Genomic DNA, 25,307 nt, shown 5'->3' on the forward strand with positions numbered 1-25,307 from the left:
GCTCAGCCCTCCATCTGCCGGGTGCGCGGGTCCAGGACGGCGTAGGCCACGTCCGCCAGGATGTTCGCGACCAGGACGGTCAGGGTGATCACCAGGAACAGGCCCTGCATCAGCGGGTAGTCCTTGGCGGTGGTGGCGTCGAGCAGCAGCTTGCCGACGCCCGGGTAGGAGAAGACGAGCTCCATCACCAGCGTGCCGCCGACGATGAAGCCGAGGGACAGCGCGAAGGACGAGAGCTGCGGCAGCACGGCGTTGCGGGCGGCGTAGCCGACCATCACCCGGCGCGGCGACAGGCCCTTGGCCTCGGCGACGGTCACGTAGTCCTCGTCGAGGACGGTCACCATCATGTTGCGCATGCCGAGCACCCAGCCGCCGAGGGAGGCGAGCACGATCGTCAGCGCCGGCAGCGTGCCGTGCTGGATCACCTGCCCGATGAACTCCGGGGTGAACGCCGGGACGCTGCCCTTGTCGTAGGCGTGCGAGGCGGGGAACCAGCCCAGGCCGGTGGAGAAGACCGCGATGGCGATCAGGCCCATCCAGAAGTACGGCACGGTGGAGAAGAACGTGGCGACCGGCACGATCGCGTCGGCGCGGGAGCCCCGCCGCCAGCCGATCCAGGAGCCGAGGCCGGTGCCGAGCACGAAGGACAGCACCGTGGCGATCCCGACCAGCCCGACGGTCCACGGCAGCGCCGTGCCGATCACCTCGGTCACCGGGGCCAGGCCCTTGGAGAACGACCGGCCGAGGTCGCCGCGGAGCAGCAGCAGCCAGTAGTCGCCGTACTGCTGGAGCAGCGACTTCCCGTCGTCCAGGCCGAACAGGGTGCGCAGCGAGGAGGCGGCCTCGGGGCTGATCCGCCCCTGGTTCTTGGCGAGGTACGCCGAGACCGGGTCGCCCTTCATCATGCGGGGCAGGAAGAAGTTGATCGTGATGGCCGCCCAGGCCGTGAACAGGTAGAACACGGTGCGGCGGAGGACGAATCTCACGGCGGTCAGCTCCTCGTGGCGGCCACGTCGCCGTCGGCCACCGGCCCGGCGAAGTGCGCGTCCGGGTCGGGCGAGGCGTCGCGCAGCGCGCGGGTGTACGGGTGGGAGGGGCGCAGGATCACGTCGTCGGCCGGGCCGCGCTCCACCACCGTGCCGTGGTGCAGCACCATGATCTCGTCGCTGAAGTGCCGGGCCGTCGCCAGGTCGTGCGTGATGTAGAGGACGCCGAGGTGCTGCTCGCGCTGCAGCTCGGCGAGCAGGTTGAGCACGCCGAGCCGGATCGACACGTCGAGCATCGACACCGGTTCGTCGGCCACCAGCAGCGCGGGACGCGAGGCGAGCGCCCGGGCGATGGCGACGCGCTGGCGCTGGCCGCCGGACAGCTCGTGCGGCCGGCGGTCCACCACCTCGGCGGGGTCCAGGTGCACCCGCTCCAGCAGCCGGTGCACCTCGGCCTCCACCTGCTCGGCGGGCACGACGTGGTCGAGCCGCAGCGGGCGCTCCACGTGGTGCCGGATGGTGTGGTAAGGGTTCAGCGAGGCGAACGGGTCCTGGAACACCATCCGCACCTGCTGCCGGTAGCGGCGCAGCGCGCGGCCGCGACGCGGGATCGGCTCCCCGTCCAGCAGCACCTGCCCGGAGGTGGCGCGCTCGAGCTGGGTGATGATCTTGGCGATCGTGGACTTGCCGCTGCCGCTCTGGCCGACCAGCGCGATCGTCTGCCCGGAGGTGAGCGTGAAGGACACGTCGTCCAGCGCGAGCATCTCGCCCGCGCCGCGCACGCGGTAGCGCTTGGTGACGCCGTCGAAGGTCAGGGTGCTCATCGGTCCTCGTCCCTCCCGGCGCCGGTGCGCACGAAGTCGCCGCGCTCGCCGGTCAGGCTCGGGAAGGAGCCGAGCAGGCGGCGGGTGTACGGGTGCTGGGCGTGGCGGTAGATGTGCTCGGCGGTGTCGAGCTCGACGATCCGCCCCTCGCGCATCACCGCGATCCGGTCGCTGATCTCCAGCAGCAGCGGCAGGTCGTGCGTGATGAACACGACCGAGAAGCCGAGCTCGCGGCGCAGGTCGCTGATCTGCTGGAGGATCTCCCGCTGCACCAGCACGTCGAGGGCGGTGGTGGGCTCGTCCATGATCATCAGCTGCGGCCGCAGGGCCAGCGCCATCGCGATCATCACGCGCTGGCGCATGCCGCCGGACAGCTCGTGCGGGAAGGACCGCAGCCGGTCCCGGCCCACGCCGACCATGTCGAGCAGGGCCGCGCACTCCTCGCGGCGCTCGGCCTTCGCCATCGCCGGCCGGTGCGCGCGGAACACGTCGTCCAGCTGCTTGCCGACCGAGATCACCGGGTTGAGGGCGTTCATCGCGCCCTGGAACACCATCGACACCTTGTCCCAGCGGAACGCGCGCATCTGCGCGTCGGTCAGGGTGGTGAGGTCCACGTCCTGCCCGGAGGCGTCGTGGAACACCGCCGACCCGCCCGCGATCACCGCCGGCGGCTTGAGCAGCCGCTGCACGCCGTAGGCCAGGGTCGTCTTGCCGCAGCCGGACTCGCCGGCCAGCCCGAGGATCTCGCCGCGGCGCACCGCCAGCGTCACCTCCTGGACCGCCGCCACCGGCGGGTCCACGTCGTACACCACGCTGAAGTCCGAGATCGTCAGCACGTCCGTCGTCACAGCACCGTCCTTCGTCGTCACCTGTCCTGACCGCAGGGCACGGCCGACCGGCAGCAGGGAGCCGGCCGGCCGTGCCCGCCGCGTCAGCCCGCGGCCTTCAGGCTGGTGAGGATGAGCGCGGCCGAGGGCTGCGTCGGGTCGGGGTTGGCGTACGGGTCGTCCTCGCCGGGCCAGCCCACGTAGGAGCGGGTGTTGTACTCGGCGATGAACGGGCGGGTGCCGATCGGCAGCGCGGGCACCTGCTCGACGAAGATCTTCTGCACCTCGGCCAGGGCCGCGGCACGGGCGTCGTCGTCGGTGGCGGTGGCGTAGGTGTTCAGCGCCGCGGTGGCCTCGGTGCTGTCGAAGCGGCCGAAGTTGAAGTCGGCGGTCTCGCCCATCGGGCGCAGCCACCGGCCGTCCATGATGTCGCTGTACAGGTCGTACGGCGTGGCGCCGGTGTCGGTCCAGTGCAGGATCGCCTGGAAGTCGCCCTCGCCCTTCATGGCCCACCAGGTGTCGGAGTCCGGCGTGTCCACGGCGGCCTCGACGCCGAGCGCGGCCGCCGAGTCGGCGATCAGGCTGATGCCGGTCACGTAGTCGCTCCAGCCCTGCGGGACGCTGAGCGTGAAGGACACCGGGGTGCCGTCCGGGTCGACCAGGGCGTCGCCGTCCCAGGTGTAGCCGGCGTCGGTCAGCACGTCCTTGGCGGCGTCGACGTCGACCTCGTAGGACTCGTCGGCGTACTCGTCCGAGATGAACGCGTCACCGGCCGGGGTCGGCAGGCCGGTCACCGAGGTCAGCTCCGGCACGCCGCCCTCGCGGGCGATCTGCTGGTGCTTGGTGCGGTCGACCACCAGGTTCATCGCCTGCCGGAAGGCCACGTCATCGAACGGCTTGGTCTCGGTGTTGACGAACATCGCGTCGATGCCCAGGCCCGCCGCCGCCCAGTAGACGTTGTCCTCGTCCTTGTCGAGGTACGCGGACTGCACGTTCGGGATGAAGGCCTGCGCCCAGTCGGCCTCGCCGTTGGCGAGCGCCGTGGTCAGCGCGGTGTTGTCGTTGTACGACACGTAGTACAGCGTCGGCACGGCGAGGTCGCCGCCCCAGTAGTCGTCCCGCGCGGTCAGCTCGACGCTCTGCGAGGAGAACTGGGTCAGCGTGTACGGGCCGGTGCCGACCGGCTCCAGGTTCTCGTCGGTGGTCGGGTCCGCCACGTCCTTCCAGATGTGCTCCGGGACGATCAGCTTGTGCAGCACCTTGTCCTGCTTGACGTACATCGAGGAGGCGAAGGTGATCGTGACCGTGCTGCCGTCGACGGTGACGTCCTGGACGCCGAGGGCGGCGTTGTCCAGCTCGGGGTTGTCGCGCAGCAGCGTGAAGGTGAAGGCGATGTCGTCGGCGGTGAAGTCCTCGCCGTCGTTCCAGGTGACGCCCTCGCGGGCCACCAGGTCGACCGCGGTGTAGTCGTCGTTCCAGGTGATCTCCTGGGCGAGCCACGGCGTGACGTCGGCGGTCGGGTCGACCAGGTTGACGATGCCGAGCGGCTCGAGGATCGCGTTGATGTAGCCGAGCTTCATGCCCGAGGCGTCACCCACCCACGGGTTGTTCGACTCGGTGGCGATGGCGCCGTCCGGCTTGGCGATGGTCAGCGCGGCTCCCCCGCCGCCGGTGCTGGTGCTGCCGCTGTCGTCACCGCCGCCGGAGCAGGCGGTCAGCGCCAGGGCGGCGGCCAGGCCGAGCGCGACCGCCGGGATCTTCACCCTCATGGTTTCTCCTTCGAAACGAGCCGTCCGCACCGGGTGGCCCGGACGGTCCTGCGCAGAGGTGCACGTCCACGTCACCACCGGGTGCCGCGCCGGGCCGTGCCGGGGACCACCGACCGGAGGCGACCTCGCCGCCGGCCTCAGAGCGTCCTCGCCCTGGTGATCCCCGTCGTCCGGGACCGTGCTGCTGGGAACCTTACTACACTGTCAGTAAGTCATTCCCCATCGGCAGGATCACGAGTTGGTCACGGGGTGGGACCCAGGGCGGGCCGACGGGCGAGCCCTAGAATCGCCCGGACGACCGCGCGGACGCCGACGTGCGCGGGGTGCCGGGTGCCCGGCAGGAGAGAGTGAGACAGCGATGACCTCGCAGAAGCGGGCCCCGCGCCCGCGGCCGGAGACCCTGGAGCGCCGTCGGCGCATCCTGAGCGCCGCCATGACCACCTTCGGCAGCAAGGGCTTCAACAAGGGGCCGCTGACCGAGATCGCCGAGCAGGTCGACATGACCCACGCCGGGATCCTGCACCACTTCGGGTCCAAGGACCAGCTGCTGCTGGAGGTGCTGAAGTTCCGCGACGAGTCCGACGTCGAGGGCTTCGACGAGAAGCGCATCCCGGACGGCGTCGAGCTGTTCCGCCACCTGGTGCGCACCGCCTTCGCCAACGAGCAGCGCCCCGGCATCGTGCAGGCCTACGCGGTGCTGTCCGCCGAGTCCGTCACCGACGACCACCCCGGACGCGCCTACTTCGAGGGCCGCTACGCCACCCTGCGCGGGGAGATCGCCGCCGCCTTCCGGCTGATGTGCGCCGAGCAGGGCGTCGAGGAGCCGGACACGATCGACCGCGCCGCCGCCTCGATCCTCGCCGTGATGGACGGGCTCCAGGTGCAGTGGCTGCTCAGCCGGGACGACGTCGAGCTCGCCCGGTCGTCGGAGTTCGCGATCGAGGCGCTGGTGGCGGCGGTGGTGCGACCGACGGGGTCGGTGCTGCGGGAGGGCTGAGGGCGGCGCGCGCCGCTCAGACCCCCTCGGCCTTGCGCGGCCGTCCGAGCAGCAGCCCGGCGAGGGCGTCCACGCCCAGCCCCTCGTGCAGCACCTGCACCACGGCGTCGGTGATCGGCATCTCGACCCCGGCGCGCTCGGCCAGGTCGAGCACCGAGCGGGAGGACTTCACGCCCTCGGCGGTGCCCCCGGTGGCGGCGATGGCCTGGTCGAGGGTCATGCCCTGGCCGATGTGCAGGCCGAGCCTGTGGTTGCGGGAGTCCGGCGAGGCGCAGGTCGCCATCAGGTCGCCCATGCCGGCCAGCCCGGGGAACGTCTCCGCGCGGGCGCCGAGGGCCAGGCCGAGCCGGGTGATCTCCACCAGCCCGCGGGTGATCACGGTGGCCATCGTGTTGTAGCCGAGACCGCGGCCCTGCGAGATGCCGACCGCGAGCGCGATGACGTTCTTCACCGCCCCGCACAGCTCCACGCCCACCACGTCGTCGTTGGTGTACGGGCGGAAGTAGCCGGAGGCGCAGGCCTGCGCGACGCGCTCGGCGGTGCCGGCGTCGGTGGAGGCGACCACGGTGGCGGTGGGCTGGCGGGCGGCGATCTCGGCGGCCAGGTTCGGCCCGGACAGCACGGCGACCCGCTCGTCCGGGATCCGCAGCGCGTCGGCGACGACCTGGCTCATCCGCTGGTCGGTGGCGAGCTCGACGCCCTTCATCAGCGAGACCGCGACGGCGTCCGGTCCGAACGATCCGGCGAGCGGCGTCAGCGTGGCGCGGGCGGACTGCGAGGGGATCGCCACGGCGACGATCTCGGCCCCGGCCAGCGCGGCGTGCGGGTCGGCGTCGGCGGTGACGGCCGCCGGCAGGTCGATGCCGGGCAGGTAGCGCTCGTTGCGGCCCTCGGCGGCGATCTGCGCGCACACCGCGGCGTCACGGCCCCAGACGGTCACCTCGCAGCCCGCGTCGGCGAGGACGGCGGCGAAGGTCGTCCCCCACGCGCCGGCGCCGAGGACGGTCGCCCGGGTCACGCGGCGGCGTCCGTGCCGGGGATGCCCTTGTGCGGGTCGCCCTGCTTGCGCATGTCGTACACCTGCGCGGGCGGGGTCTCGCCGCGCACCTCGGCCAGCAGGGCGGTGATCGCGGCCATCACGCGGCCGGTCGCCTCGCGCAGGGTCGCGGCGTCCAGCGGCCGGTCGTACAGGTCGGACAGGTCCACCGGCGGGCCGGCGACCACGGTGACCTTCTTCGGCGGGATCGGCTTGAACACCTTGCCGTAGCGGGCCAGCAGGTCCTGCGCGCCCCACTGCGCGATCGGCACCACCGGCGCCCGGGTCACCAGCGCCAGCCGGGCGACGCCGGTCTTGGCGAGCATCGGCCACAGGTCGGGGTCGCGGGTCAGCGTGCCCTCCGGGAACACCGCCACGCACTCCCCTGCCGCGAGCGCCTGCTCCGCCGCCGCCAGCGACCTGCCGGCGTCGGTGGTGTTGCGGAACACCGGGATCTGGCCCGTGGTGCGCAGCACCCAGCCGACCACCGGCACGGTGAACAGCGAGTGCTTGGCGAGGATCTTCGGCGCGTGCCCGTGGTCGTACAGGTAGTGCGCGAAGGTCACCGGGTCCAGGTTGGTGACGTGGTTGCCCGCCGCGATGAACCCCTGGCCGACCGGCAGGTTCTCCGCCCCGCGCCAGTCCCTGCGCTGGATGGCGTAGAGCAGGGGCCGCAGGAGGCGGGCGACGTTGCGGTAGGCGCGGTTCGAGCGGGGCGGGTGCACGGGAGCCGATGCTACCCGTGAGGTCGGGCGCAGCGGTCCGGACCACCGGGCGCCGGCTGTCGCCCCGGGCGATGACCTGGCAAGATCTGCACCGGGCCACGCCCGGCGTGCACCGTGAGGCGCACTGCCAGGGACGGCCCACCCGTGCGACGTTAGGACGCAGCGAGCTGCGCGGGAGGATCGCACGACGCCGCACCCCGGCGCCGTGCTCAGGCCCCCGGAACTCGATGACCTCCTCTGCTGCACCCCTGCCTCCGCACGGTCGGACGGCACCGCTCCCCACCCCCCTGCACCGCTCACCCGCACGCCGCCCGCAGGTGGGCGTGTGCGTGCCGCTGCCCGACGGCACGGCCTGGCGCTGGGACGACGAGGCCGCGCGCCTGCACGGGCTGGAGCCCGGCGTCGTGGTGCCCACCGACGCGCTGCTGCTGGCGCACTGCGCGGCCGAGCAGCGCCCGGGGCTGGCGGCGCTGCTGGCCGGAGGCCCGGAGCGCGCCGTCCGGTACCGGCTGGACGCCGCCGACGGCGCGCAGCGGCAGGTGCTGGCGGTCAGCACCGCCCCCGGCGAGCCGCCGCACCACCGCGCGACCGTGCTGCTGGTGGACCTGAGCGCCGAGGTCGAGGCGCTGGCCGGCGAGCGCGCCGACGCGATGCTCGCCGCAGCGGTCGCCTCCCGCGGCGTGATCGACCAGGCCAAGGCCGCGCTGGTGCTGATCTACGGGGTGGACGAGGAGCAGGCCTTCGACCTGCTGCGCTGGCACTCGGAGCACCTGAACGTCAAGGTCCGCGACACGGCCGCTGCGGTGATGGACGCGCTGCGCGGCACAGGGCCGTCGGTGCCGGACATGCGCGACACCGTCGACACCGTCCTCGCCCGCAGGGGCGGCGAGGAACCGGTCCCGGTGGCGGACCGCGGACCGGGGCGGGCCGGCCTGACGGTCACGCGGTCCGCCCCGGGCGCCCGGGTGGTGGTGCGGCTCGAGGGCGAGGTGGACGCGGCGACCGCGCCCGCGCTGGTGGCCGAGCTGCACGGCGCGCTGCAGGAGGTGGGGCGCCGTGGCGCGCTGGTGGTCGACCTGACGCAGGTGCACCGGCTGGGTCCGCTCGCCGCGCTGCACCTGGGGCGGCTGCGCCGGCGGGCCGAGCGGGCCGAGGTGTCGCTGCTGGTCCTGCCGCCGACCGCGCCGGTCCCGGTGCCCGTGGTCGGCACCGAGACGCCCGACGCGCGGCGGGACGGCGCCACGACCACACTGGGGTGACATGGCACGAGGGAGGACGATGACCGAGGTCGAGACGGACGCGGGCACCACCGCCGGGTGGCGCCTGGACGCGGTCGGCGCGCTGCACACCATGCTGCTGACCTCGATCGCCGTGGACGAGCTGCTGGACGCGGTGGTCGCCCACGCCGCCGAGCGCGGGGGCCCGCAGACCTCCGCCACGATCACCCTGCGGCACGGCACCGACGCGACGGTGGCCGCTGCCACCGACCGGCCGTCCGGCGCCTGCGACGAGGCCGAGCAGCGCACCGGCGTCGGCCCGTGCCTGGATGCCGCGCGCAGCGGTCGGCTGCTGGAGGTCCCGTCGATCGCCGAGGCCCGCACCTGGCCGGCCTGGCGGGACGCGGCGCTCGCCGGCGGCTTCGGCGCGGCGGCGGCCCTGCCGGCCTCGGTGCCCGCCGGTCCCGAGGTCGACCTCGCGCTCAACCTCTATCGTCCGGAGCCCGGGCGGTGGGACCCCGACGCGCTGGACGACATCGCCCGGTACGCCGAGGACGCCGCCCGTGCGGTCGCCCTGGCCGCCCGGTCCGCCCACCAGGTGCGCACCAACGCCGACCTGCAGCGGGCGATGGAGTCGCGTGCGGTGATCGACCAGGCGCTCGGCGTGGTGATGGCGCAGAACCGCTGCGACGCCGACCGGGCGTTCGCCATCCTGCGTCAGGCGTCCCAGCACCGGAACGCCAAGCTGCGCGACGTGGCGGCCGCGGTGGTCGCCGGCGTCGCCCGCGCCGGCGAGGCCAGCACGGCCCGCACGTTCCGCGAGCGCGCCTGAGCGACGGCGCTCAGCCAGGCCCGGGCCCGGTCAGGCCCGGTCGAACTCCGCGCCCAGCGCCGTCAGCTTCTCGGTGAACCGCTCGTAGCCCCGGTCGATCAGGCTGATCCCGCGCACCGCCGACTGGCCCTTGGCCGCCAGCGCCGCGATCAGGTGGCTGAACCCGCCCCGCAGGTCCGGCACCTCGATCTCGGCGGCGGCCAGCGGGGTCGGGCCGGAGATCACGGCGGAGTGGTAGAAGTTCCGCTGGCCGAACCGGCAGGGCCGACCGCCCAGGCACTCCTTGTAGACCTGGATCGTCGCGCCCATCCCGCGCAGGGCGTCGGTGAAGCCGAAGCGGTTCTCGTACACCGTCTCGTGCACGATCGACAGGCCCTTCGCCTGGGTCAGCGCGACCACCAGCGGCTGCTGCCAGTCGGTCATGAACCCGGGGTGCACGTCGGTCTCCAGCACGATCGAACGCAGGTCGCCGCCGGGGTGGAAGAACCGGATGCCGTCGTCGTCGATGGTGAACTCGCCGCCGACCTTGCGGAAGGTGTTGAGGAAGGTCGTCATCTCCGGCTGGGTGGCCCCGCGCACGTAGATGTCACCGCCGGTCGCCAGCGCCGCCGACGCCCAGGACGCCGCCTCGATCCGGTCCGCCAGCGCCGTGTGCTGGAAGCCGACCAGCCGGTCGACGCCCTCGATCCGGATGACGCGGTCGGTGTCGACCGAGATGATCGCGCCCATCTTCTGCAGGACGTTGATCAGGTCCATGATCTCGGGCTCGATCGCCGCGTTCGCCAGCTCGGTGATCCCCTCGGCGCGCACCGCCGTCAGCAGCAGCTGCTCGGTGGCGCCGACGCTCGGGTACGGCAGGGCGATCTTGGTGCCCTGGAGCCGGTGCGGGGCGCGGATGTGGATGCCGTTCTCACGCTTGTCCACCACGGCGCCGAACTGCCGCAGGATGTCCAGGTGGTAGTTGATCGGCCGGTCGCCGATCCGGCAGCCGCCGAGGTCGGGGATGAACGCCTCGCCCAGCCGGTGCAGCAGCGGGCCGCAGAACAGGATCGGGATGCGGCTGGACCCGGCGTGCGCGTCGATGTCCGCCACGTGCGCCGACTCGACGTCGGTGGGGTCGAGGTGCAGCGTGCCGCCCTCGGGGTCGGCGTCGACCTTCACGCCGTGCAGCTCGAGCAGACCGGTCACCACGCCGACGTCGCGGATCTGCGGGACGTTGCGCAGCACGCTCGGCGTCTCGCCGAGCAGGGCCGCGACCATCGCCTTGGAGACGAAGTTCTTCGCGCCGCGGACGGTGATCTCGCCGGAGAGCGGGGTGCCACCGTTGACGTAGAGCAGATCGGTCATCCCCCGATCCTCCCACGCACCTGTGCCCGCCCCGCGCGCCGCGCCCCGCGCGCGCCCTCAGACGCCGAGAGTGCACGAATGCAGGCTTCCCGGCTCGGGAAGCCTGCATCTGTGCACTCTCGGTGCGATGTCAGAGGCCGGGGCGGCGGCCGATCGCGACCTCGACGGGGCGGGCGGCCTTGATCGTGACCGGCGGCAGGTGCTTGGCCGGGAGCGTCTTCGGCCGCCAGGCGGCGCGCGTCTGCTCGAAGGCCGTGATGTCCGCCTCGTGCTGCAGGGTCAGGCCGATGTCGTCCAGACCCTCCATCAGGCGCCAGCGGGTGTAGTCGTCGAGGTGGAACCGGACCACCACGTCGTCGCAGGTGACGGTGCGCGAGTCCAGGTCGACGGTGATCTCGGTGCCGGGCTTGGTCTCGAGGATCTTCCAGATCAGCTCGATGTCCTCCTGGGCGACCTGCGCGGCCACCAGGCCCTGCTTGCCGGAGTTGCCGCGGAAGATGTCCGCGAAGCGCGCCGAGATCACGACCTTGAAGCCGTAGTCCTTGAGCGCCCAGACGGCGTGCTCGCGGGACGAGCCGGTGCCGAAGTCGGGGCCGGCGACCAGCACCGAGCCCGCGCGGTAGGCGTCCTGGTTGAGCACGAACGACGGGTCGTTGCGCCAGGCCGAGAACAGCGCGTCCTCGAAGCCGGTGCGGGTGACCCGCTTGAGGTAGACGGCCGGGATGATCTGGTCGGTGTCGACGTTGCTGCGGCGCAGCGGGACGCCGACGCCGGTGTGCTGGGTGAACTTCTCCATGAGCGTTCTCGCGTTCGGGTGCGTGGGGGCGGGGACGAGGGGGCGGGCGGTCAGGCCGGCTGGAGGTCCAGCGGCGAGCCGTCCGGCACCGGCACGTCCGGGCCGAGGTCGGAGACGGACGAGAGCGTGCCGCGGATCGCCGTGGCGGCCGCGACCAGCGGGGACACCAGGTGCGTGCGACCGCCCTTGCCCTGCCGGCCCTCGAAGTTGCGGTTGGAGGTGGACGCCGAGCGCTCCCCCGGGGCCAGCTGGTCCGGGTTCATACCCAGGCACATCGAGCAGCCGGCGTTGCGCCACTCGGCGCCGAAGTCCAGGAAGATCCGGTCCAGGCCCTCGGCCTCCGCCTGCAGGCGCACCCGCGCCGAGGACGGCACGACGAGCACCCGCACGGTCTCGGCCTTGGTCTTGCCCTGCACCAGCTTGGCGGCGGCGCGCAGGTCCTCGATCCGCCCGTTGGTGCACGAGCCGATGAAGACCGTGTCCACCGCGATCTCGCGCAGCGGCTGGCCCGGGGTCAGGCCCATGTACTCGATGGCGCGCTCGGCGGCGACCCGCTCGTTCGCGTCGGCGATCTCCTCCGGCACCGGCACCGTGGCCGACAGCGGCAGGCCCTGGCCGGGGTTGGTGCCCCAGGTGACGAAGGGCTCCAGCTCGGCGGCCTCGATGATCACCTCGGCGTCGAACTCGGCGTCGTCGTCGGAGCGCAGCGTGCTCCAGTAGGCGACGGCCTCGTCCCAGTCGGCGCCCTCGGGCGCGTGCGGACGGCCCTGGAGGTAGTCGAAGGTGGTCTGGTCGGGCGCGATCATGCCGGCACGGGCCCCGGCCTCGATCGACATGTTGCAGATCGTCATGCGCCCCTCCATCGAGAGGTCGCGGATCGCCTGGCCGCGGTACTCCAGGACGTAGCCCTGGCCGCCGCCGGTGCCGATCTTGGCGATGACGGCCAGGATGATGTCCTTCGCCGTCGCACCGAGCGGCAGGGCGCCGTTCACGGTGATCGCCATGGTCTTGAACGGCGCGAGCGGCAGCGTCTGCGTGGCGAGCACGTGCTCGACCTCGCTGGTGCCGATGCCGAACGCCAGCGCGCCGAACGCCCCGTGCGTCGAGGTGTGCGAGTCGCCGCAGACCACGGTCAGACCGGGCATCGTCAGCCCCAGCTGCGGGCCCACCTGGTGCACGATCCCCTGGTCGGCGTCGCCGAGGGAGTGCAGGCGGACCCCGAACTCCTTCGCGTTCGACCGCAGGGTGTCGATCTGGGTGCGGCTGGTCTCGTCCGCGATCGGCTGGTCGATGTCCAGCGTCGGGGTGTTGTGGTCCTCGGTGGCGAGGGTCAGGTCCGGGCGCCGGACCGGTCGACCGGCCAGCCGCAGACCCTCGAAGGCCTGCGGGCTCGTCACCTCGTGCACCAGGTGCAGGTCGATGTAGAGCAGGTCCGGTGCGCCGTCCGTGCCTCGTCGCACGATGTGGTTCTCCCACACCTTCTCGGCCAAAGTACCGGCCATGTCGCCGTCCTCTCATGCGCCCCGGCGAGGGGGTTGTCCGGGGGTCGTCGGTGAGTCGCACTTGCGTCTCAGCCTTCGAGACGCCAATATCGACCTATGGACAACTCTAGCGGAGTCGGCGTACTCGACAAGGCCGCCTCTGTCCTCAACGCCCTCGAGGCGGGGCCGGCCACCCTCGCCCAGCTCGTCAACGCCACCCATCTTGCCCGTCCGACGGCGCATCGGCTTGCCGTCGCGCTCGAGCACCACCGCCTGGTGGGTCGGGACATGCAGGGGCGTTTCGTGCTGGGACCGCGGCTGACCGAGCTCGCGAGCGCGGCGGGCGAGGACCGGCTGCTGGCAGCCGCAGGACCGGTGCTCACCGCCCTGCGCGACCACACCGGCGAGAGCGCGCAGCTCTACCGACGCCAGGGCGACCAGCGCATCTGCGTGGCCGCCGCCGAGCGCCCGATCGGCCTGCGCGACTCGATCCCGGTGGGCGCCACGCTCTCCATGACCGCCGGGTCCGCCGCGCAGATCCTGCTCGCCTGGGAGGAGCCGGACCGGCTGCACCGCGGGCTCCAGGGCGCGAAGTTCACCGCCACGATCCTGTCCGGCGTCCGTCGCCGCGGCTGGGCGCAGTCGGTGTCCGAGCGCGAGATCGGCGTCGCGTCGGTGTCGGCCCCCGTGCGCGGGCAGTCCGGGCGCGTCGTCGCCGCGGTGTCCGTCTCCGGCCCCGTCGAGCGACTGTCCCGGCAGCCCGGTCGCCTGCACGCCGCCGCCGTGGTCTCCGCCGCCAACCGGCTGACCGAGGTCCTGCGCCGCACCGCCGAGTAGCCACCCCCACCTCGCCCATCCCCGACGCCCCGCCCCCACCCACCCGGAGGCGGGGCGTCCGCGGGCCCACCCGCACCCGGGCCGCGAGTTCGGCGGTTCGGGCCGAGATCGGTGGTTCGGAGGCCGCTTTTTCGCACGAACCACCGAACTCACCAGGATCGCCGTGCACACCCGCTGCTGAGAGACGCGGGAAGCTCTCGCGTGTGCTGCTCACCGACGCGTGCACACCCGCACGCAGACGCAGAAAAGGCCGGCTGCCATTCGGCAACCGGCCTTTCTCTGTACCCCCAAGGGGATTCGAACCCCTGTTACCGCCGTGAGAGGGCGGCGTCCTAGGCCTCTAGACGATGGGGGCCTGGACCAGTCGTTCTCCGTGAGGATCTCGACTGCGGAACTACTCTACAGCAACCTGCTCGTCTCGAAAAATCCGCGCCGATCAGGCACATCATTCGCGACTCGCGCTGGGGTACCAGGACTCGAACCTAGACTAAGTGAACCAGAATCACTCGTGCTGCCAATTACACCATACCCCATGGGGGTATGACCTCCGATCCGCAGCCGACCCCTCACCCCTCGCACGCACGGCACCTCGGTACCGTCAGGAGGGAGTGGGGCCGACGTCCACCGGACGTCGTACCGAGCGAGAACATTACCGGAGCGCGGCGCCACCTCCAAACCGGACACCGGTCGCCCCGTCGCATCGCCCCGCGGCGCCGCACGTGCGAGGCTCGCACCGTGGACATCCCGCAGGAGAGCAGCACCCCCCGCACCCCCGAGCACCACGCCCGCCGCGCCGCGTCCTTCGGCCCGGCCGCCGGCGTCTACCAGGCGGTCCGCCCGTCCTATCCCGACGAGGCCGTCGCCTGGGTGCTCACCCCGGACGCGACCGACCTGGTCGACCTGGCCGCCGGCACCGGCAAGCTCACCGAGCGGATGCTGGCGGTGAGCGCGGACGTCCCGGGCCGGCACCTGATCGCGGTCGAGCCCTCCGAGGGGATGCGCGCGGCGCTGGCGCAGGCGCTGCCGGAGGTGGACGTGCGCGTCGGCACGGCCGAGGCCACCGGGCTCCCGGACGCGAGCGCGGACCTGGTGGCGGTCGGGCAGGCCTGGCACTGGTTCGACGAGCCGGCCGCCGCCGCGGAGGTGGCCCGGGTGCTGCGGCCCGGCGGCACGCTCGCGGTGATCTGGAACGAGCGGGACCTCGGCGTGGACTGGCTGGAGCGGTACGACGCGATCGTGCGCCGGGGCGACGAGATGGACTACCGGCACCCCGTTCCCACGCTGGGCGACGCGTTCGGGCCGGTGGAGCGCACCACGGTCCGCTGGTCGGACACGATGCGTCCCGCCGACCTGCGGGCGCTGGCCGCGAGCCGCTCGCACCTGCTGACGCTGCCGGAGGCGGAGCGCGAGGCGCTGCTGGCCGAGGTGGACGACCTGGCGGCGACGCACCCCGACCTGCGCGGGCACGACCTGGTGCCGGTGCCCTACGTCACCGAGGTGTACCGGGCCCGACGCCGCTGACCCGCGTCAGCAGACCCCGAGCACGTCCGGCAGCGCGTCCAGCGAGCGGATCACGATCTCGCCGGGCACCGGCTCCAGGCGCGCGGTGCCCTTGAGGCCGATCCCGGGGCGGTCCAGCCAGATGCCGAGCAGCCCGGCGGCGGTGGCGGCGCGGGCGTCCACGTCCAGCTCGTCGCCGACGTAGGCGGTGCGTTCCGGCGCGGTCCCGAGCCGGCGGCAGGCCTCGGCGAACACTCGGGGGTCGGGCTTGCCGACGCCGAGGGTGTCCACGCCCACCAGCACCTCGATCCGCCCGTGCAGGCCGACGGCGCGCAGCTTGCCGGTCTGGTACTCCGTGGCGGCGTTGGTCAGCGCACCGACGACGATCCCGGCGCCGAGCAGCCGGTCGAGCACGGCGGCAGCCTCGGGGTGCGCGGACCAGGCACCGGTGAACGCCTGCTCGAAGACGGCGTTCCACGCGTCGAAGCCGGCGTCGTCCAGCGGCGGCCCGCCGAAGGCGGCGTGCAGGTCGTTCGCCCGCGCCATGCGCTGGGACCGGTAGGTCTGCTCGCCCCGGGTGTAGGCGCGGTACCGGCCGTGGGCGTCGGTGCGCCAGTGGTCGGCCAGCGCCGCGATCTGCGGGTCGTCGAGGTGCGGCAGGGACGCGCGGGCGACGGCGGCCAGCGCCGCGGCGAAGGCGCCGTGGGTGTCGACGAGCGTGTCGTCGATGTCCAGCAGCACCCCGTCGACGCGGCGACCGCCGTCGCCCGGCGCCGTCACAGGCTCGCGCGCAGCGCCGCGATCCGGGCCAGCGTGGACTCCTTGCCGAGGATCTCCAGCGACTCGAACAGCGGCGGGGACACCCGGCGGCCGGAGACGGCCACCCGCAGCGGCGTGAAGGCGAACCGCGGCTTGATCCCGAGCCCGTCCACCAGGGCCCCCTGGAGGGCGTCCTGGGTGGCCTGCGTGGTGAAGCCGTCGGCCGGCAGGGCGTCCAGGGCGGCGACCGCGGCGTCCAGCACCTCGGCGGCGGACTCCTTGAGCGCCCCGCGGGCGTCGTCCTCGACCACGAGCGCGTCGTCGGCGGTGAGCAGGAAGCCGAGCATGCCGACGGCCTCGCCGAGCAGGGTCACCCGGGTCTGGATCAACGGCGCCCCGGCGTCGAGCAGCGCGCGGTGCTCCGGCGACAGGTCGGCGTAGGAGTCGGCGGGGACCAGGCCCGCGTGGTGCAGGTAGGGCACCAGGCGGTCACGGAAGTCCTCGGGCGCGAGCAGGCGGATGTGCTCGGCGTTGATCGCCTCGGCCTTCTTCAGGTCGAAGCGCGCCGGGTTCGGGTTGACGTCCGCGACGTCGAAGGCCTCGACCAGCTCCGCCACCGAGAACACGTCGCGGTCCGGGCCGATCGACCAGCCGAGCAGCGACAGGTAGTTGAGCAGTCCCTCGGGGGTGAAGCCGCGCTCCTTGTGCAGGAACAGGTTCGACTCCGGGTCGCGCTTGGACAGCTTCTTGTTGCCCTCGCCCATCACGTAGGGCAGGTGGCCGAACACCGGCATCACGTGGGCGACGCCCAGCTCGAGCAGCGCGCGGTACAGCACCACCTGGCGCGGGGTGGAGGACAGCAGGTCCTCGCCGCGCAGCACGTGGGTGATGTCCATCAGCGCGTCGTCGATCGGGTTGACCAGCGTGTACAGCGGGTGGCCGTTGGCGCGCACGATCACGTAGTCCGGCACCGAGCCGGCCTTGAAGGTGACGTCGCCGCGCACCAGGTCGGTGAAGGTGACGTCCTCGTCCGGCATCCGCAGCCGCAGCACGGGCTCGCGGCCCTCGGCGCGGTAGGCGGCCTTCTGCTCCTCGGTGAGGTCGCGGTCGAAGCCGTCGTAGCCGAGCTTGGGGTCGCGACCGGCGGCGCGGTGCCGGGCCTCGACCTCCTCCGGCGTGGTGAAGGACTCGTAGGCGTAGCCGCCCTCGAGCAGCCGGCGCGCGACGTCCCGGTACAGGTCCATCCGCTGCGACTGCCGGTACGGCTCGTGCGGGCCGCCGACCTCGACGCCCTCGTCCCAGTCCAGGCCGAGCCAGCGCAGCGCGGCGAGCAGCTGCTGGTAGCTCTCCTCGGAGTCGCGCGCGGGGTCGGTGTCCTCGATCCGGAACACGAAGGTCCCGCCGACGTGCCGGGCGTAGGCCCAGTTGAACAGCGCCGTCCGGATCAGGCCGACGTGCGGCGTGCCGGTCGGGGACGGGCAGAAGCGGACGCGAACAGGGGTGGTGTCGGCAGCGGGGCTCACGGGTCCCACCCTAGCGAGGGCGGGACCCCTCCCCCGACGCGTCAGCCCCGGCGCAGCACCGGGTTGCGCAGCGTGCCGATCTCCTCGACCTCGACCTCCACCACGTCGCGGTCCACGATCGGGCCCACGCCCGCCGGGGTGCCGGTGAGGATGATGTCGCCCGGCAGCAGCGTGACGACCTCGGAGATGTACGAGATCAGGTACGCGACGTCGAAGATCATCTGGGACGTGCGGCCGTCCTGCTTGGTCTCGCCGTTCACCCGCGAGCGCACCGCCAGGTCCTCGACGTCCAGGCCGGGCACGACCCACGGGCCGATCGGGCAGGAGGTGTCGAAGCCCTTGGCGCGCACCCACTGGCCGTCGGTGCGCTGGGCGTCGCGGGCGGTCACGTCGTTGGCGACGGTGAAGCCGAACACCTGGTCCAGCGCGCGCTCCGGGGAGACACCCTTGGTGACCTTGCCGATCACGACGGCGAGCTCGGCCTCGTAGGAGACGTCCTCGGTCCAGTCGGGCAGCACGATCGGGTCGTCCGGGCCGATCACCGCGGTGTTCGGCTTGAAGAACAGCAGCGGGGCGGCCGGCGTCTCGTTGCCCATCTCGGCGATGTGCGCGGCGTAGTTGCGGCCGACGCCGATGATCTTGGAGCGCGGGATCACCGGGGCGAGCAGCCGCACGCCGTCGCCGAGCGGGATCCGCTCGCCGGTGGGCTGCACCGGGGTGTAGATCGGGTCGCCGGTGATGACGACGAGCTGCTCACGACCCGGCTCGCCCTCGACCAGGGCGTAGCGGGGGTCGTCTCCGGTGGTGAACCTCGCGATGCGCACGGACGTCAGCCTATGCGGCCTCGGGCCGTGGCTCTGCACGACCGGCGGGTCAGACCCGCGCCAGCACCTCGCCGTGCAGCACCGCGAACCACCCGTCGGCGTGCGCGCCCCACTCCCGCCACCCGGCGGCCAGCTGCTCCAGCCCGACCTCGTCGGCGAGCGCGTGCTCGACGGCCTGGTGGGCGAAGTCGGAGGCGACGCAGCGCTCGGCCCAGAGCTCGGCCCACCACTGGCGGTCCTCGGGCGAGGAGTAGCACCAGACGCCCGCGGTGGCGGTCACGTCGTCCTGGGCGAACCCGGCCTCCAGCGCCCAGGAGCGCAGTCGGCGCCCGGCGTCCGCCTCGGCCCCGTTGGCCTGGGTGACCTCGTGGTAGAGCGCGGACCACTCGTCCAGCGCGGCCGACTGCGGGAACCAGGTCATGCCGGCGTAGTCGGCGTCGCGCACCGCCACCACCCCGCCGGGGCGCACCACCCGGCGCAGCTCGCGCAGGGCGGCGACCGGGTCGCCGAGGTGCTGGAGCAGCTGGTGGGCGTGCGCGACGTCCACGCTGCCGTCGGCGAAGGGCAGCGAGTAGGCGTCCGCCACCTGGAAGGTCACGTTGTCCACGCCGGCCTCGGCCGCGTCGGCGCGGGCGATCTCGATCACGCGCTCGGAGCGGTCGACGCCGATCACCGCACCCGGTGCGACGCGCCGCGCCAGGTCGACGGTCACCGTGCCGGGCCCGCAGCCGACGTCGAGCAGGGTCTGCCCGGGGGTCAGCGCGGGCAGCAGGTAGGCGGCCGAGTTCTCGGCGGTCCGCCAGCGGTGCGAGCGCAGGACGCTCTCGTGGTGGCCATGGGTGTAGACCTCGGCGGGCTGGGTCGCAGTCACGTCCCCGACTGTAGGCACGGACCCGGTCGGCGTTCCAGGTCGCGGTACCTCCCGTCCCGCGGACCGAGACGAGGCGTCGGCCGCTACCGTGTCCGCATGCAGCGGATCACCGGCGTCGACCTCGCGCGCGGCCTGGCGGTGATCGGCATGATCACGGCCCACGTCGGGCCCGGCGATGCGGACGACCCGTTCCCGGCGTCGCTGGCGCAGGTCGTCGACGGGCGGTCCGCCGCGTTGTTCGTGCTGCTGTCCGGGCTGTCGGTCGCGCTGATGTCCGGCGGACCGGCGACCGTGGTCGGCACCCGGCGGGTCCAGGTGCGCACCCGCCTGCTGGTGCGGGCGCTGCTGGTGCTGGCGATCGGCGCGGCGACCCTGGTGCTCGGCACCCCGATCGCGGTGATCCTGCCCACCTACGCGGTGCTGTTCGCCGTGGCCACCGCCGTGCTCGGCGCCGCCCCGCACCGGCTGCTGGTGGCCGCCGCCGTGGTGGCCGTCGCCGGACCGCTGGTGCACGTCGCCCTCCAGCCCGCGTTCGCGACGCTCCCCGGCCGCGAGTACACCGATCTGCTGGTCGGCGACTACTACCCGGCGGTGGTCTGGGTGGCGTACGTGCTGGTCGGGCTGGCCGTCGGCCGGATGGACCTGCGCTCGCCCCGGGTGCGGGGCTGGCTGCTCGGCGTCGGCACGGCGCTCGCGCTGCTCGGCCACGGCACGGCGGCGGTGCTCACCCGGGCGGTCGGCCCGTCGAGCCCGCTGTTCACGCTGGTCACCTCCGAGCCGCACAGCAGCACCACCCCCGAGGTGGTGGCGAACACCGGCGTCGCGCTCGGGCTGCTGGCGATCTGCCTCTGGCTCGGCGACCGGCTGCCCCGGCTGACCGCGCCGCTGGCGGCCACCGGATCGCTGGCGCTCACCGCCTACGTCGGGCACCTGGTCGCCATCGCGGCGCTCGGGACGACCGTGGTGTGGGAGCCCCGCACGTCGGTGTGGCTGGCGTTCCTGCTGGTCACGATCGGCGGGTGCTGGCTGTGGCGCAGCCTGTGGGGGCGCGGTCCGCTGGAGCGGCTGCTGCACGGGGTGGCCGCGCGGGCGTCCGACGTCTCCCCCGACACGCTCCCCCCGGCCCGCACGCCCTGAGTCGCGCGGCACGGCGCGTCCGCGCTCGCCGGCCGCAGCCGCCGAGAGTGCACGAACGCAGGCTTCCCGCCTGCTGAAGGGTGCATTCGTGCAACCTCGGCGCGACCTGCCGGCTCACGGCCACCAGAGGCGGCGGTCCCAGCGGTCGTCCTCGCGGCGGTAGACCAGCCGCATGTGCGCGCGGTCCGAGTCGCCCTGCCAGAACTCGACCTCCTCGGGCACGATCGACCAGATCTGCCAGTCCGGCACCACCAGCCGCGGGTCACGGTCGATCCGCGAGCGCGCGGCCACCACGGCCTCGGACATGTCGCCGACCGACTCCAGCTGCTCGCCGGGCCGGGAGGCCAGCGCGGCGGCGCGCGAGCTCGGCGACCGGGACAGGAAGTCCGCCGCGCACACCTGCGGGTCCAGCACCTCGGCGTGCCCGACGATCCGCACCTGCCGCCCGAGGCGCTGCCAGTAGAACGACGCGGCCACCCGCGGGTCGGCGGCGAGGTCGCGGGCTTTGCCGGTGCGGCCGTCGGTGGCGAACCGCCAGGTCCCCTCGGTGACGTCGGTGAGCAGCACGATCCGGGACGAGGGCGCGCCGTCCGGCCCGACGGTGGCGACGGTCATCGCGTGCGGCTCGGGCACGCCGGCGTCGACGGCGACGCCCAGCCACTCCACGAAGGCCTCGGCGGGGTCGGCGGAGACCGCGTACGGGTCGAAGTCCGGCAGCCCGCCGGTCAGCGCGGGCAGCGAGCGCAGCAGGTCGCGCGTCGAGGGTCGGGGCAGCACCGCTCCAGTATCCCGACCCGTCGGGCTCCGCGCCCGGGACCACCGGCCCGGCCTTGACAGGGGTTCGGGCCGCGCGCCAGACTCACCGCCAGTTCCTTTGAAACGCTTCAACCGAAGCATCCGGGTCGCACCGCGCCCGGGCGATCACCGTCGATCGAACAGGAGACAGAGCTCGATGGAGACCTCGCAGCAGGCACCGGTCATCCCCGGCCGGGTCTGGTACCGCACCACCGTCGCAGGCATGGCGTCGTACCTCGACGCGGCCGCGATCATCAGCACCGGCACCGCGCTGGTGCTCTACCAGGAGCCCCTCGGCCTCGGCACCGGCGACATGGGTCGGCTCTCGGCGCTGCTGACCTTCATGATCGCGATCGGCGCCCTGGTCGGCGGCCGGCTCGGCGACCTGTACGGCCGCCGCCGCGTGTTCATGACCACCATGGCCGTCTACACGGTCGGCGCGGCGCTGATGGTCGCCGCCACCGGCACCGGCCTGCTCTACGCGGGCGTGGTGCTGCTCGGCTTCGCGGTCGGCGCCGACCTGCCGGTCTCGCTGGCGATGATCGCCGAGGAGGCCCCCGAGGGCGCGCGCGGCAAGCTGGTCTCGTACTCGCACATCCTCTGGCTGGTCGGGATCATCGTGGCCCAGCTGCTCGGCATCGCGATCGGCGGCATGGGCATGACCGGCGGCCGGATCCTCTACGGGCACCTGACCGTGGTCGCGCTGGTCGTGATGGCGCTGCGCTCGCGGATGCCGGAGTCGCACCGCTGGGCCGCCGCGCACGCCGACGGCGCCGTCGCCTCCGAGTCGGTCGACCTGGGCACCCTCAAGCAGCTCGTCCGCGGGCCGTTCCTGGCCCCGATGATCGCGGTGGCGCTGTTCTACGCGCTGGTCAACGTCGGCGCGAACACCGGCGGCCAGTTCAACACCTACATCTGGGTCAACCTGGCCGGCTCCACCGTGCAGATCGCCTCGACGGTGTCCTTCGTGACCTTCGGCATCGCGTTCGCGGCGACCTACCTGCTGATGCGGATCGTGGACGGCAGCAACCGGATGCGCTGGTTCGCGGTCATGGCCGTGTTCTACACCCTGGGCTACGTGCTGCCGGCGGTCGCGGGCGTGCAGGTCTGGACGCTGATCACCATGGGCGTGATCGGGTCGATCGCCGGGGCCATCGCCGGTGAGCCGATGTTCAAGATCTGGGCGCAGGAGCTGTTCCCGACCCGCTTCCGCAGCACCGCGCAGGGCGTGATGATCGCGCTGACCCGCGTGGTCGCCGCGCTGGTCGCGCTGTGGACCCCCGCGCTGCTGGACGCCAGCCCGAGCATCCTGTTCTGGTTCGTCGCCGCGTGCATCGCGGTCGGCGGGCTGATCGGCGTGCTGTGGATCGCCCGCTACCCGCGGGTGGCCGACGAGGAGGAGGACCCGGCCACGGCACCCGCCGCCGCGCCGACCACCGTCTGACGGGCACCCGCACGACCCGCGCCGTGACCCGCCACCCGGGTCGCGGCGCGGCCGCACCACCCGCAGTCACCGCACCACCCCGGAACGGAGCACCATGACCGAGCAGCCCGCCTCCCCCGTCACCCTGTCGGCCCCCGAGGTCCGGGTGGAGCACCACCCGCAGCCCGCGCTCGGCATCGCCGAGGACCGCCCCCGGCTGTCCTGGTCGGTGACGAGCGCACCGCGGGGCTACCGGCAGGGCGGCTACGAGGTGGCGTGGCGGATCGGCCTGCCCGGCGGTCCGGTGCGCGCGGGATCGGCCGTCGTCGAGGGCGCCGATCAGGTGCTGGTGCCCTGGCCGGCACCGCCGCTGGCCCCGCGCGAGCGCGCCGAGGTCCGGGTCCGCACCCGGGACGCCGGCACCGGGGACCCCGGGCCGTGGAGCGAGCCGGTGGTCGCCGAGCGCGGGCCCGACCCGGAGCAGTGGGTCGCGCGGATGGTCGGCCCCGACCCGGCGACCGAGGGCGACCGCGAGACGCGTCCGGCGCCGCTGGTGCGCGGCGAGATCGACGTGCCGGGATCGGTGGTGCTCGCGGCGCGGCTGCGGATCACCGCGCACGGGCTGACCGAGGTCGAGGTCAACGGCGCACGGGTGGGCGCCGACGAGCTGCTGCCGGGCTGGACGCCGTACCACCAGCGACTGCGGGTGAGCACCTACGACGTGACCGACCTGCTCCGGCCGGGTCGCAACGCGATCGGCGGCTGGCTGGCGGACGGCTGGTTCCGCGGGCGCTTCGGCTTCGAGGGCGGCACCTGGGCGATCTACGGCGAGCACGTCGGGCTGCTCGCCCAGCTCGAGGTCACCACCGACACCGGCACCGTCGTGCTCGGCACCGACGAGACCTGGCGCACCGTCCCGGGGCCGCTCACCCGGGCGAGCCTGTACGACGGCGAGACCTACGACGCCCGGCTGCACCCCGCCGGCTGGTCGGAGCCCGGCTTCGACGACGCCGCCTGGCAGCCGGTGGTGGTGCACGACCTCGACCCCGCCGTGCTCGCCGCCCCCGACGGACCGCCGGTCCGCTGCACCGCCGAGATCACCCCGGTCGCCGTGACCGAGACCGCGCCCGGCACCTACCTGCTCGACCTCGGGCAGAACCACTCCGGACGGCTCCGGCTGCGGGTGCCCGCCGCCCCCGCCGGCACCGTGGTCCGCCTGCGGCACGCCGAGGTGCTCCAGGACGGCGCGCTGTACACCCGCACCCTGCGCGAGGCCGCCGCCACCGACGAGCTGATCACCGCCGGCGAGCCGATCGAGTGGGAGCCGCGCTTCACGGTGCACGGCTTCCGCTACGCGGAGATCAGCGGGTGGCCCGGCGCGCTCGCCCCGGACGCCGTCACCTCGCGGGTGCTGCACTCGGACATGGCGCGCACCGGGTGGTTCACGTCCTCCGACCCCGACCTCGACCGGCTGCACGAGAACGTGGTGTGGAGCCTGCGGTCCAACTTCGTCGACATCCCCACCGACTGCCCGCAGCGCGACGAGCGCCTGGGCTGGACCGGCGACATCCAGGCCTTCGCCCCGACGGCAGCCTTCCTCTACGACGTCTCCGGGTTCCTCGCCGACTGGCTGCGCACGCTGTCCGCCGAGCAGGAGCGCTTCGACGGCACCGCGCCGGTGTACGCGCCGTGGATCCCGGGCGGGGCGTTCTGGCGGCCGGACCAGGACATCGCCGGCTGGGGCGACGCGGCGACCCTGGTGCCCTGGGCGCTGCACGAGCGCACCGCCGACACCGACCTGCTCGCCCGTCAGCTGCCCGGCGCGGTGGCCTGGGTGGAGAAGATCGCGGCGCTCGCCGGCCCGTCCCGGCTGTGGGACACCGGGCTCCAGCTCGGCGACTGGCTCGACCCCACCGCCCCGCCGGAGGACCCGCTGCGGGCGCGCACCGACCCGCACCTGGTCGCCACCGCCTACCTGGCCCGCTCCGCGCAGGTGCTCGCCGACAGCGCCCGGGTGCTCGGACGTGCCGCCGACGCCGAGCGGTTCGACCGGCTGGCCGCCGAGGTGCGCACCGCCTACCAGGGCCGCTACCTCACCGCCGACCCGGAGCACGACACGCAGACCGCGCACGCCCTGGCGATCGTCTTCGACCTGCTGCCGGACGAGCCTGCGCGCCGGGCCGCCGGGGACCGGCTGGCGACGCTGGTGCGCGAGAACGGCGGGACCGTCGGCACCGGGTTCGCCGGGACGCCGCTGGTCACCGACGCGCTGAGCAGCACCGGGCACCTGGACGACGCCTACGCCCTGCTGCTCGGGCGCACCGGACCGTCCTGGCTGGCGATGGTCGACCTCGGCGCCACGACGATCTGGGAGCGCTGGGACTCGATGCTGCCGGACGGCACGGTCAACCCCGGCGACATGACGTCCTTCAACCACTACGCGCTGGGCTCGGTGGCGGACTGGCTGCACCGGGTGGTCGGCGGGCTGGCCCCGGCGGAGCCCGGGTACCGGCGGATCCGGGTGGCCCCGCGCCCCGGCGGCGGGCTGACCCACGCGTCGGCCCGGCACGTCACGCCCTACGGCGAGGCGTCGGTGGCGTGGCAGGTGGCGGGGGACGCGCTGGTGGTGCGGGCGCGGGTGCCGGTCGGGGCGACCGCGGAGGTGGACCTGCCGGGCGTGCCCGTGCGGGAGCTCGGGCACGGGGAGCACGTGCTGCGCGCGCCCCTGCGCTGAGCACTCGCTGACCCCCGCCGAGTTCGGTGGTTCCTGCGAAAAATGCGCCCCCGAACCACCGCACTCG

22 protein-coding genes and 2 tRNA genes are annotated in these 25,307 nt (G+C 73.5%); 8 read left to right on the forward strand and 16 right to left on the reverse strand.

What is annotated here, in order from left to right; genetic code table 11:
* Positions 1 to 2: 2 nt before the first annotated feature.
* From ACZ5HG_RS13250 to ACZ5HG_RS13265, 4 genes are all read right to left on the reverse strand, one after another.
* Entirely contained in the window at positions 3 to 986 is a 984-nt protein-coding gene (locus ACZ5HG_RS13250; RefSeq protein ID WP_464177005.1) for an ABC transporter permease, read from the reverse strand.
* 5 nt (positions 987 to 991) lie between these two features.
* Positions 992 to 1,810 carry an ABC transporter ATP-binding protein gene (locus ACZ5HG_RS13255; protein WP_464177007.1) on the reverse strand — a complete coding sequence of 273 codons (819 nt, stop codon included), beginning with the start codon at positions 1,808 to 1,810 and terminating at the stop codon, positions 992 to 994.
* Positions 1,807 to 2,658, reverse strand: a complete 852-nt coding sequence (locus ACZ5HG_RS13260) for an ABC transporter ATP-binding protein (protein WP_464177008.1) — start codon at positions 2,656 to 2,658, stop codon at positions 1,807 to 1,809. Before ACZ5HG_RS13260 ends, ACZ5HG_RS13255 begins: the two co-directional genes overlap by 4 nt.
* 83 nt (positions 2,659 to 2,741) lie before the next feature.
* Positions 2,742 to 4,406, reverse strand: coding sequence for an ABC transporter substrate-binding protein (locus tag ACZ5HG_RS13265; protein WP_464177010.1), 1,665 nt, complete (start codon positions 4,404 to 4,406; stop codon positions 2,742 to 2,744).
* Between the two features lie 358 nt (positions 4,407 to 4,764).
* On the opposite strand from ACZ5HG_RS13265, the gene ACZ5HG_RS13270 reads away from it, so the two are divergent.
* A complete protein-coding gene (locus ACZ5HG_RS13270) occupies positions 4,765 to 5,403 on the forward strand; it encodes a TetR/AcrR family transcriptional regulator (RefSeq protein ID WP_464177012.1) in 639 nt (212 codons plus the stop codon).
* Between the two features lie 16 nt (positions 5,404 to 5,419).
* Here the strand turns inward: ACZ5HG_RS13270 and ACZ5HG_RS13275 are convergent, their stop codons facing one another.
* A complete protein-coding gene (locus ACZ5HG_RS13275) occupies positions 5,420 to 6,421 on the reverse strand; it encodes an NAD(P)H-dependent glycerol-3-phosphate dehydrogenase (RefSeq protein WP_464177014.1) in 1,002 nt (333 codons plus the stop codon).
* Entirely contained in the window at positions 6,418 to 7,164 is a 747-nt protein-coding gene (locus ACZ5HG_RS13280; protein ID WP_464177016.1) for a lysophospholipid acyltransferase family protein, read from the reverse strand. Before ACZ5HG_RS13280 ends, ACZ5HG_RS13275 begins: the two co-directional genes overlap by 4 nt.
* Before the next feature lie 329 nt (positions 7,165 to 7,493).
* Between ACZ5HG_RS13280 and ACZ5HG_RS13285 the strand changes: the two genes are divergently transcribed.
* Complete coding sequence (locus ACZ5HG_RS13285) at positions 7,494 to 8,423, forward strand: ANTAR domain-containing protein (RefSeq protein WP_464177018.1); 930 nt, start codon at positions 7,494 to 7,496, stop codon at positions 8,421 to 8,423.
* 19 nt (positions 8,424 to 8,442) lie between these two features.
* The gene (locus tag ACZ5HG_RS13290) at positions 8,443 to 9,213 is read left to right on the forward strand and encodes a GAF and ANTAR domain-containing protein (RefSeq protein ID WP_464177020.1); all 771 of its coding nucleotides are present in this window, start codon (positions 8,443 to 8,445) and stop codon (positions 9,211 to 9,213) included.
* Between the two features lie 30 nt (positions 9,214 to 9,243).
* Here the strand turns inward: ACZ5HG_RS13290 and murA are convergent, their stop codons facing one another.
* From murA to leuC, 3 genes are all read right to left on the reverse strand, one after another.
* Entirely contained in the window at positions 9,244 to 10,560 is a 1,317-nt protein-coding gene (gene murA / locus ACZ5HG_RS13295; RefSeq protein ID WP_464177022.1) for a UDP-N-acetylglucosamine 1-carboxyvinyltransferase, read from the reverse strand.
* A gap of 130 nt (positions 10,561 to 10,690) precedes the next feature.
* A complete protein-coding gene (leuD, locus tag ACZ5HG_RS13300) occupies positions 10,691 to 11,356 on the reverse strand; it encodes a 3-isopropylmalate dehydratase small subunit (RefSeq protein ID WP_464177024.1) in 666 nt (221 codons plus the stop codon).
* Between the two features lie 50 nt (positions 11,357 to 11,406).
* Positions 11,407 to 12,858 carry a 3-isopropylmalate dehydratase large subunit gene (gene leuC, locus ACZ5HG_RS13305; protein WP_464177026.1) on the reverse strand — a complete coding sequence of 484 codons (1,452 nt, stop codon included), beginning with the start codon at positions 12,856 to 12,858 and terminating at the stop codon, positions 11,407 to 11,409.
* Positions 12,859 to 12,954: 96 nt separating this feature from the next.
* Here leuC and ACZ5HG_RS13310 point away from each other — a divergent pair, with 96 nt between their 5' ends.
* Complete coding sequence (locus ACZ5HG_RS13310; protein WP_464177028.1) at positions 12,955 to 13,674, forward strand: IclR family transcriptional regulator; 720 nt, start codon at positions 12,955 to 12,957, stop codon at positions 13,672 to 13,674.
* Positions 13,675 to 13,956: 282 nt separating this feature from the next.
* On the opposite strand, the gene ACZ5HG_RS13315 is transcribed toward ACZ5HG_RS13310, so the two are convergent.
* Positions 13,957 to 14,029 (reverse strand) — tRNA-Glu (locus ACZ5HG_RS13315).
* Positions 14,030 to 14,135: 106 nt separating this feature from the next.
* Positions 14,136 to 14,207 (reverse strand) — tRNA-Gln (locus ACZ5HG_RS13320).
* Positions 14,208 to 14,409: 202 nt separating this feature from the next.
* On the opposite strand from ACZ5HG_RS13320, the gene ACZ5HG_RS13325 reads away from it, so the two are divergent.
* Complete coding sequence (locus ACZ5HG_RS13325; RefSeq protein ID WP_464177030.1) at positions 14,410 to 15,195, forward strand: class I SAM-dependent methyltransferase; 786 nt, start codon at positions 14,410 to 14,412, stop codon at positions 15,193 to 15,195.
* 6 nt (positions 15,196 to 15,201) lie between these two features.
* Here the strand turns inward: ACZ5HG_RS13325 and ACZ5HG_RS13330 are convergent, their stop codons facing one another.
* From ACZ5HG_RS13330 to ACZ5HG_RS13345, 4 genes are read right to left on the reverse strand one after another with little or no spacing between them, the layout of a single operon-like run.
* The gene (locus tag ACZ5HG_RS13330; protein WP_464177032.1) at positions 15,202 to 15,954 is read right to left on the reverse strand and encodes an HAD family hydrolase; all 753 of its coding nucleotides are present in this window, start codon (positions 15,952 to 15,954) and stop codon (positions 15,202 to 15,204) included.
* Positions 15,951 to 17,456 (reverse strand): glutamate--tRNA ligase, encoded by a 1,506-nt coding sequence (gene gltX / locus ACZ5HG_RS13335; protein ID WP_464177034.1) that lies wholly within the window; start codon positions 17,454 to 17,456, stop codon positions 15,951 to 15,953. The genes ACZ5HG_RS13330 and gltX overlap by 4 nt, the downstream gene beginning before the upstream one ends.
* 41 nt (positions 17,457 to 17,497) lie before the next feature.
* Positions 17,498 to 18,280, reverse strand: coding sequence for a fumarylacetoacetate hydrolase family protein (locus tag ACZ5HG_RS13340; RefSeq protein ID WP_464177036.1), 783 nt, complete (start codon positions 18,278 to 18,280; stop codon positions 17,498 to 17,500).
* Positions 18,281 to 18,329: 49 nt separating this feature from the next.
* Positions 18,330 to 19,151, reverse strand: a complete 822-nt coding sequence (locus ACZ5HG_RS13345) for a class I SAM-dependent methyltransferase (RefSeq protein ID WP_464177039.1) — start codon at positions 19,149 to 19,151, stop codon at positions 18,330 to 18,332.
* Positions 19,152 to 19,247: 96 nt separating this feature from the next.
* On the opposite strand from ACZ5HG_RS13345, the gene ACZ5HG_RS13350 reads away from it, so the two are divergent.
* On the forward strand, positions 19,248 to 20,288 hold the full coding sequence (locus ACZ5HG_RS13350; RefSeq protein ID WP_464177041.1) for a heparan-alpha-glucosaminide N-acetyltransferase domain-containing protein: 1,041 nt from the start codon (positions 19,248 to 19,250) through the stop codon (positions 20,286 to 20,288).
* Positions 20,289 to 20,402: 114 nt separating this feature from the next.
* Here the strand turns inward: ACZ5HG_RS13350 and ACZ5HG_RS13355 are convergent, their stop codons facing one another.
* Positions 20,403 to 21,065 (reverse strand): pyridoxine/pyridoxamine 5'-phosphate oxidase, encoded by a 663-nt coding sequence (locus tag ACZ5HG_RS13355; protein ID WP_464177044.1) that lies wholly within the window; start codon positions 21,063 to 21,065, stop codon positions 20,403 to 20,405.
* A 175-nt stretch (positions 21,066 to 21,240) separates the two neighbouring features.
* Between ACZ5HG_RS13355 and ACZ5HG_RS13360 the strand changes: the two genes are divergently transcribed.
* Together ACZ5HG_RS13360 and ACZ5HG_RS13365 are read left to right on the forward strand one after the other, a co-directional pair.
* The gene (locus tag ACZ5HG_RS13360; protein WP_464177046.1) at positions 21,241 to 22,527 is read left to right on the forward strand and encodes an MFS transporter; all 1,287 of its coding nucleotides are present in this window, start codon (positions 21,241 to 21,243) and stop codon (positions 22,525 to 22,527) included.
* A gap of 94 nt (positions 22,528 to 22,621) precedes the next feature.
* Positions 22,622 to 25,240 carry an alpha-L-rhamnosidase gene (locus tag ACZ5HG_RS13365; RefSeq protein ID WP_464177048.1) on the forward strand — a complete coding sequence of 873 codons (2,619 nt, stop codon included), beginning with the start codon at positions 22,622 to 22,624 and terminating at the stop codon, positions 25,238 to 25,240.
* The last annotated feature ends 67 nt before the right edge of the window (positions 25,241 to 25,307 follow it).

Source organism: Cellulomonas sp. GTC20042 (assembly GCF_055389595.1).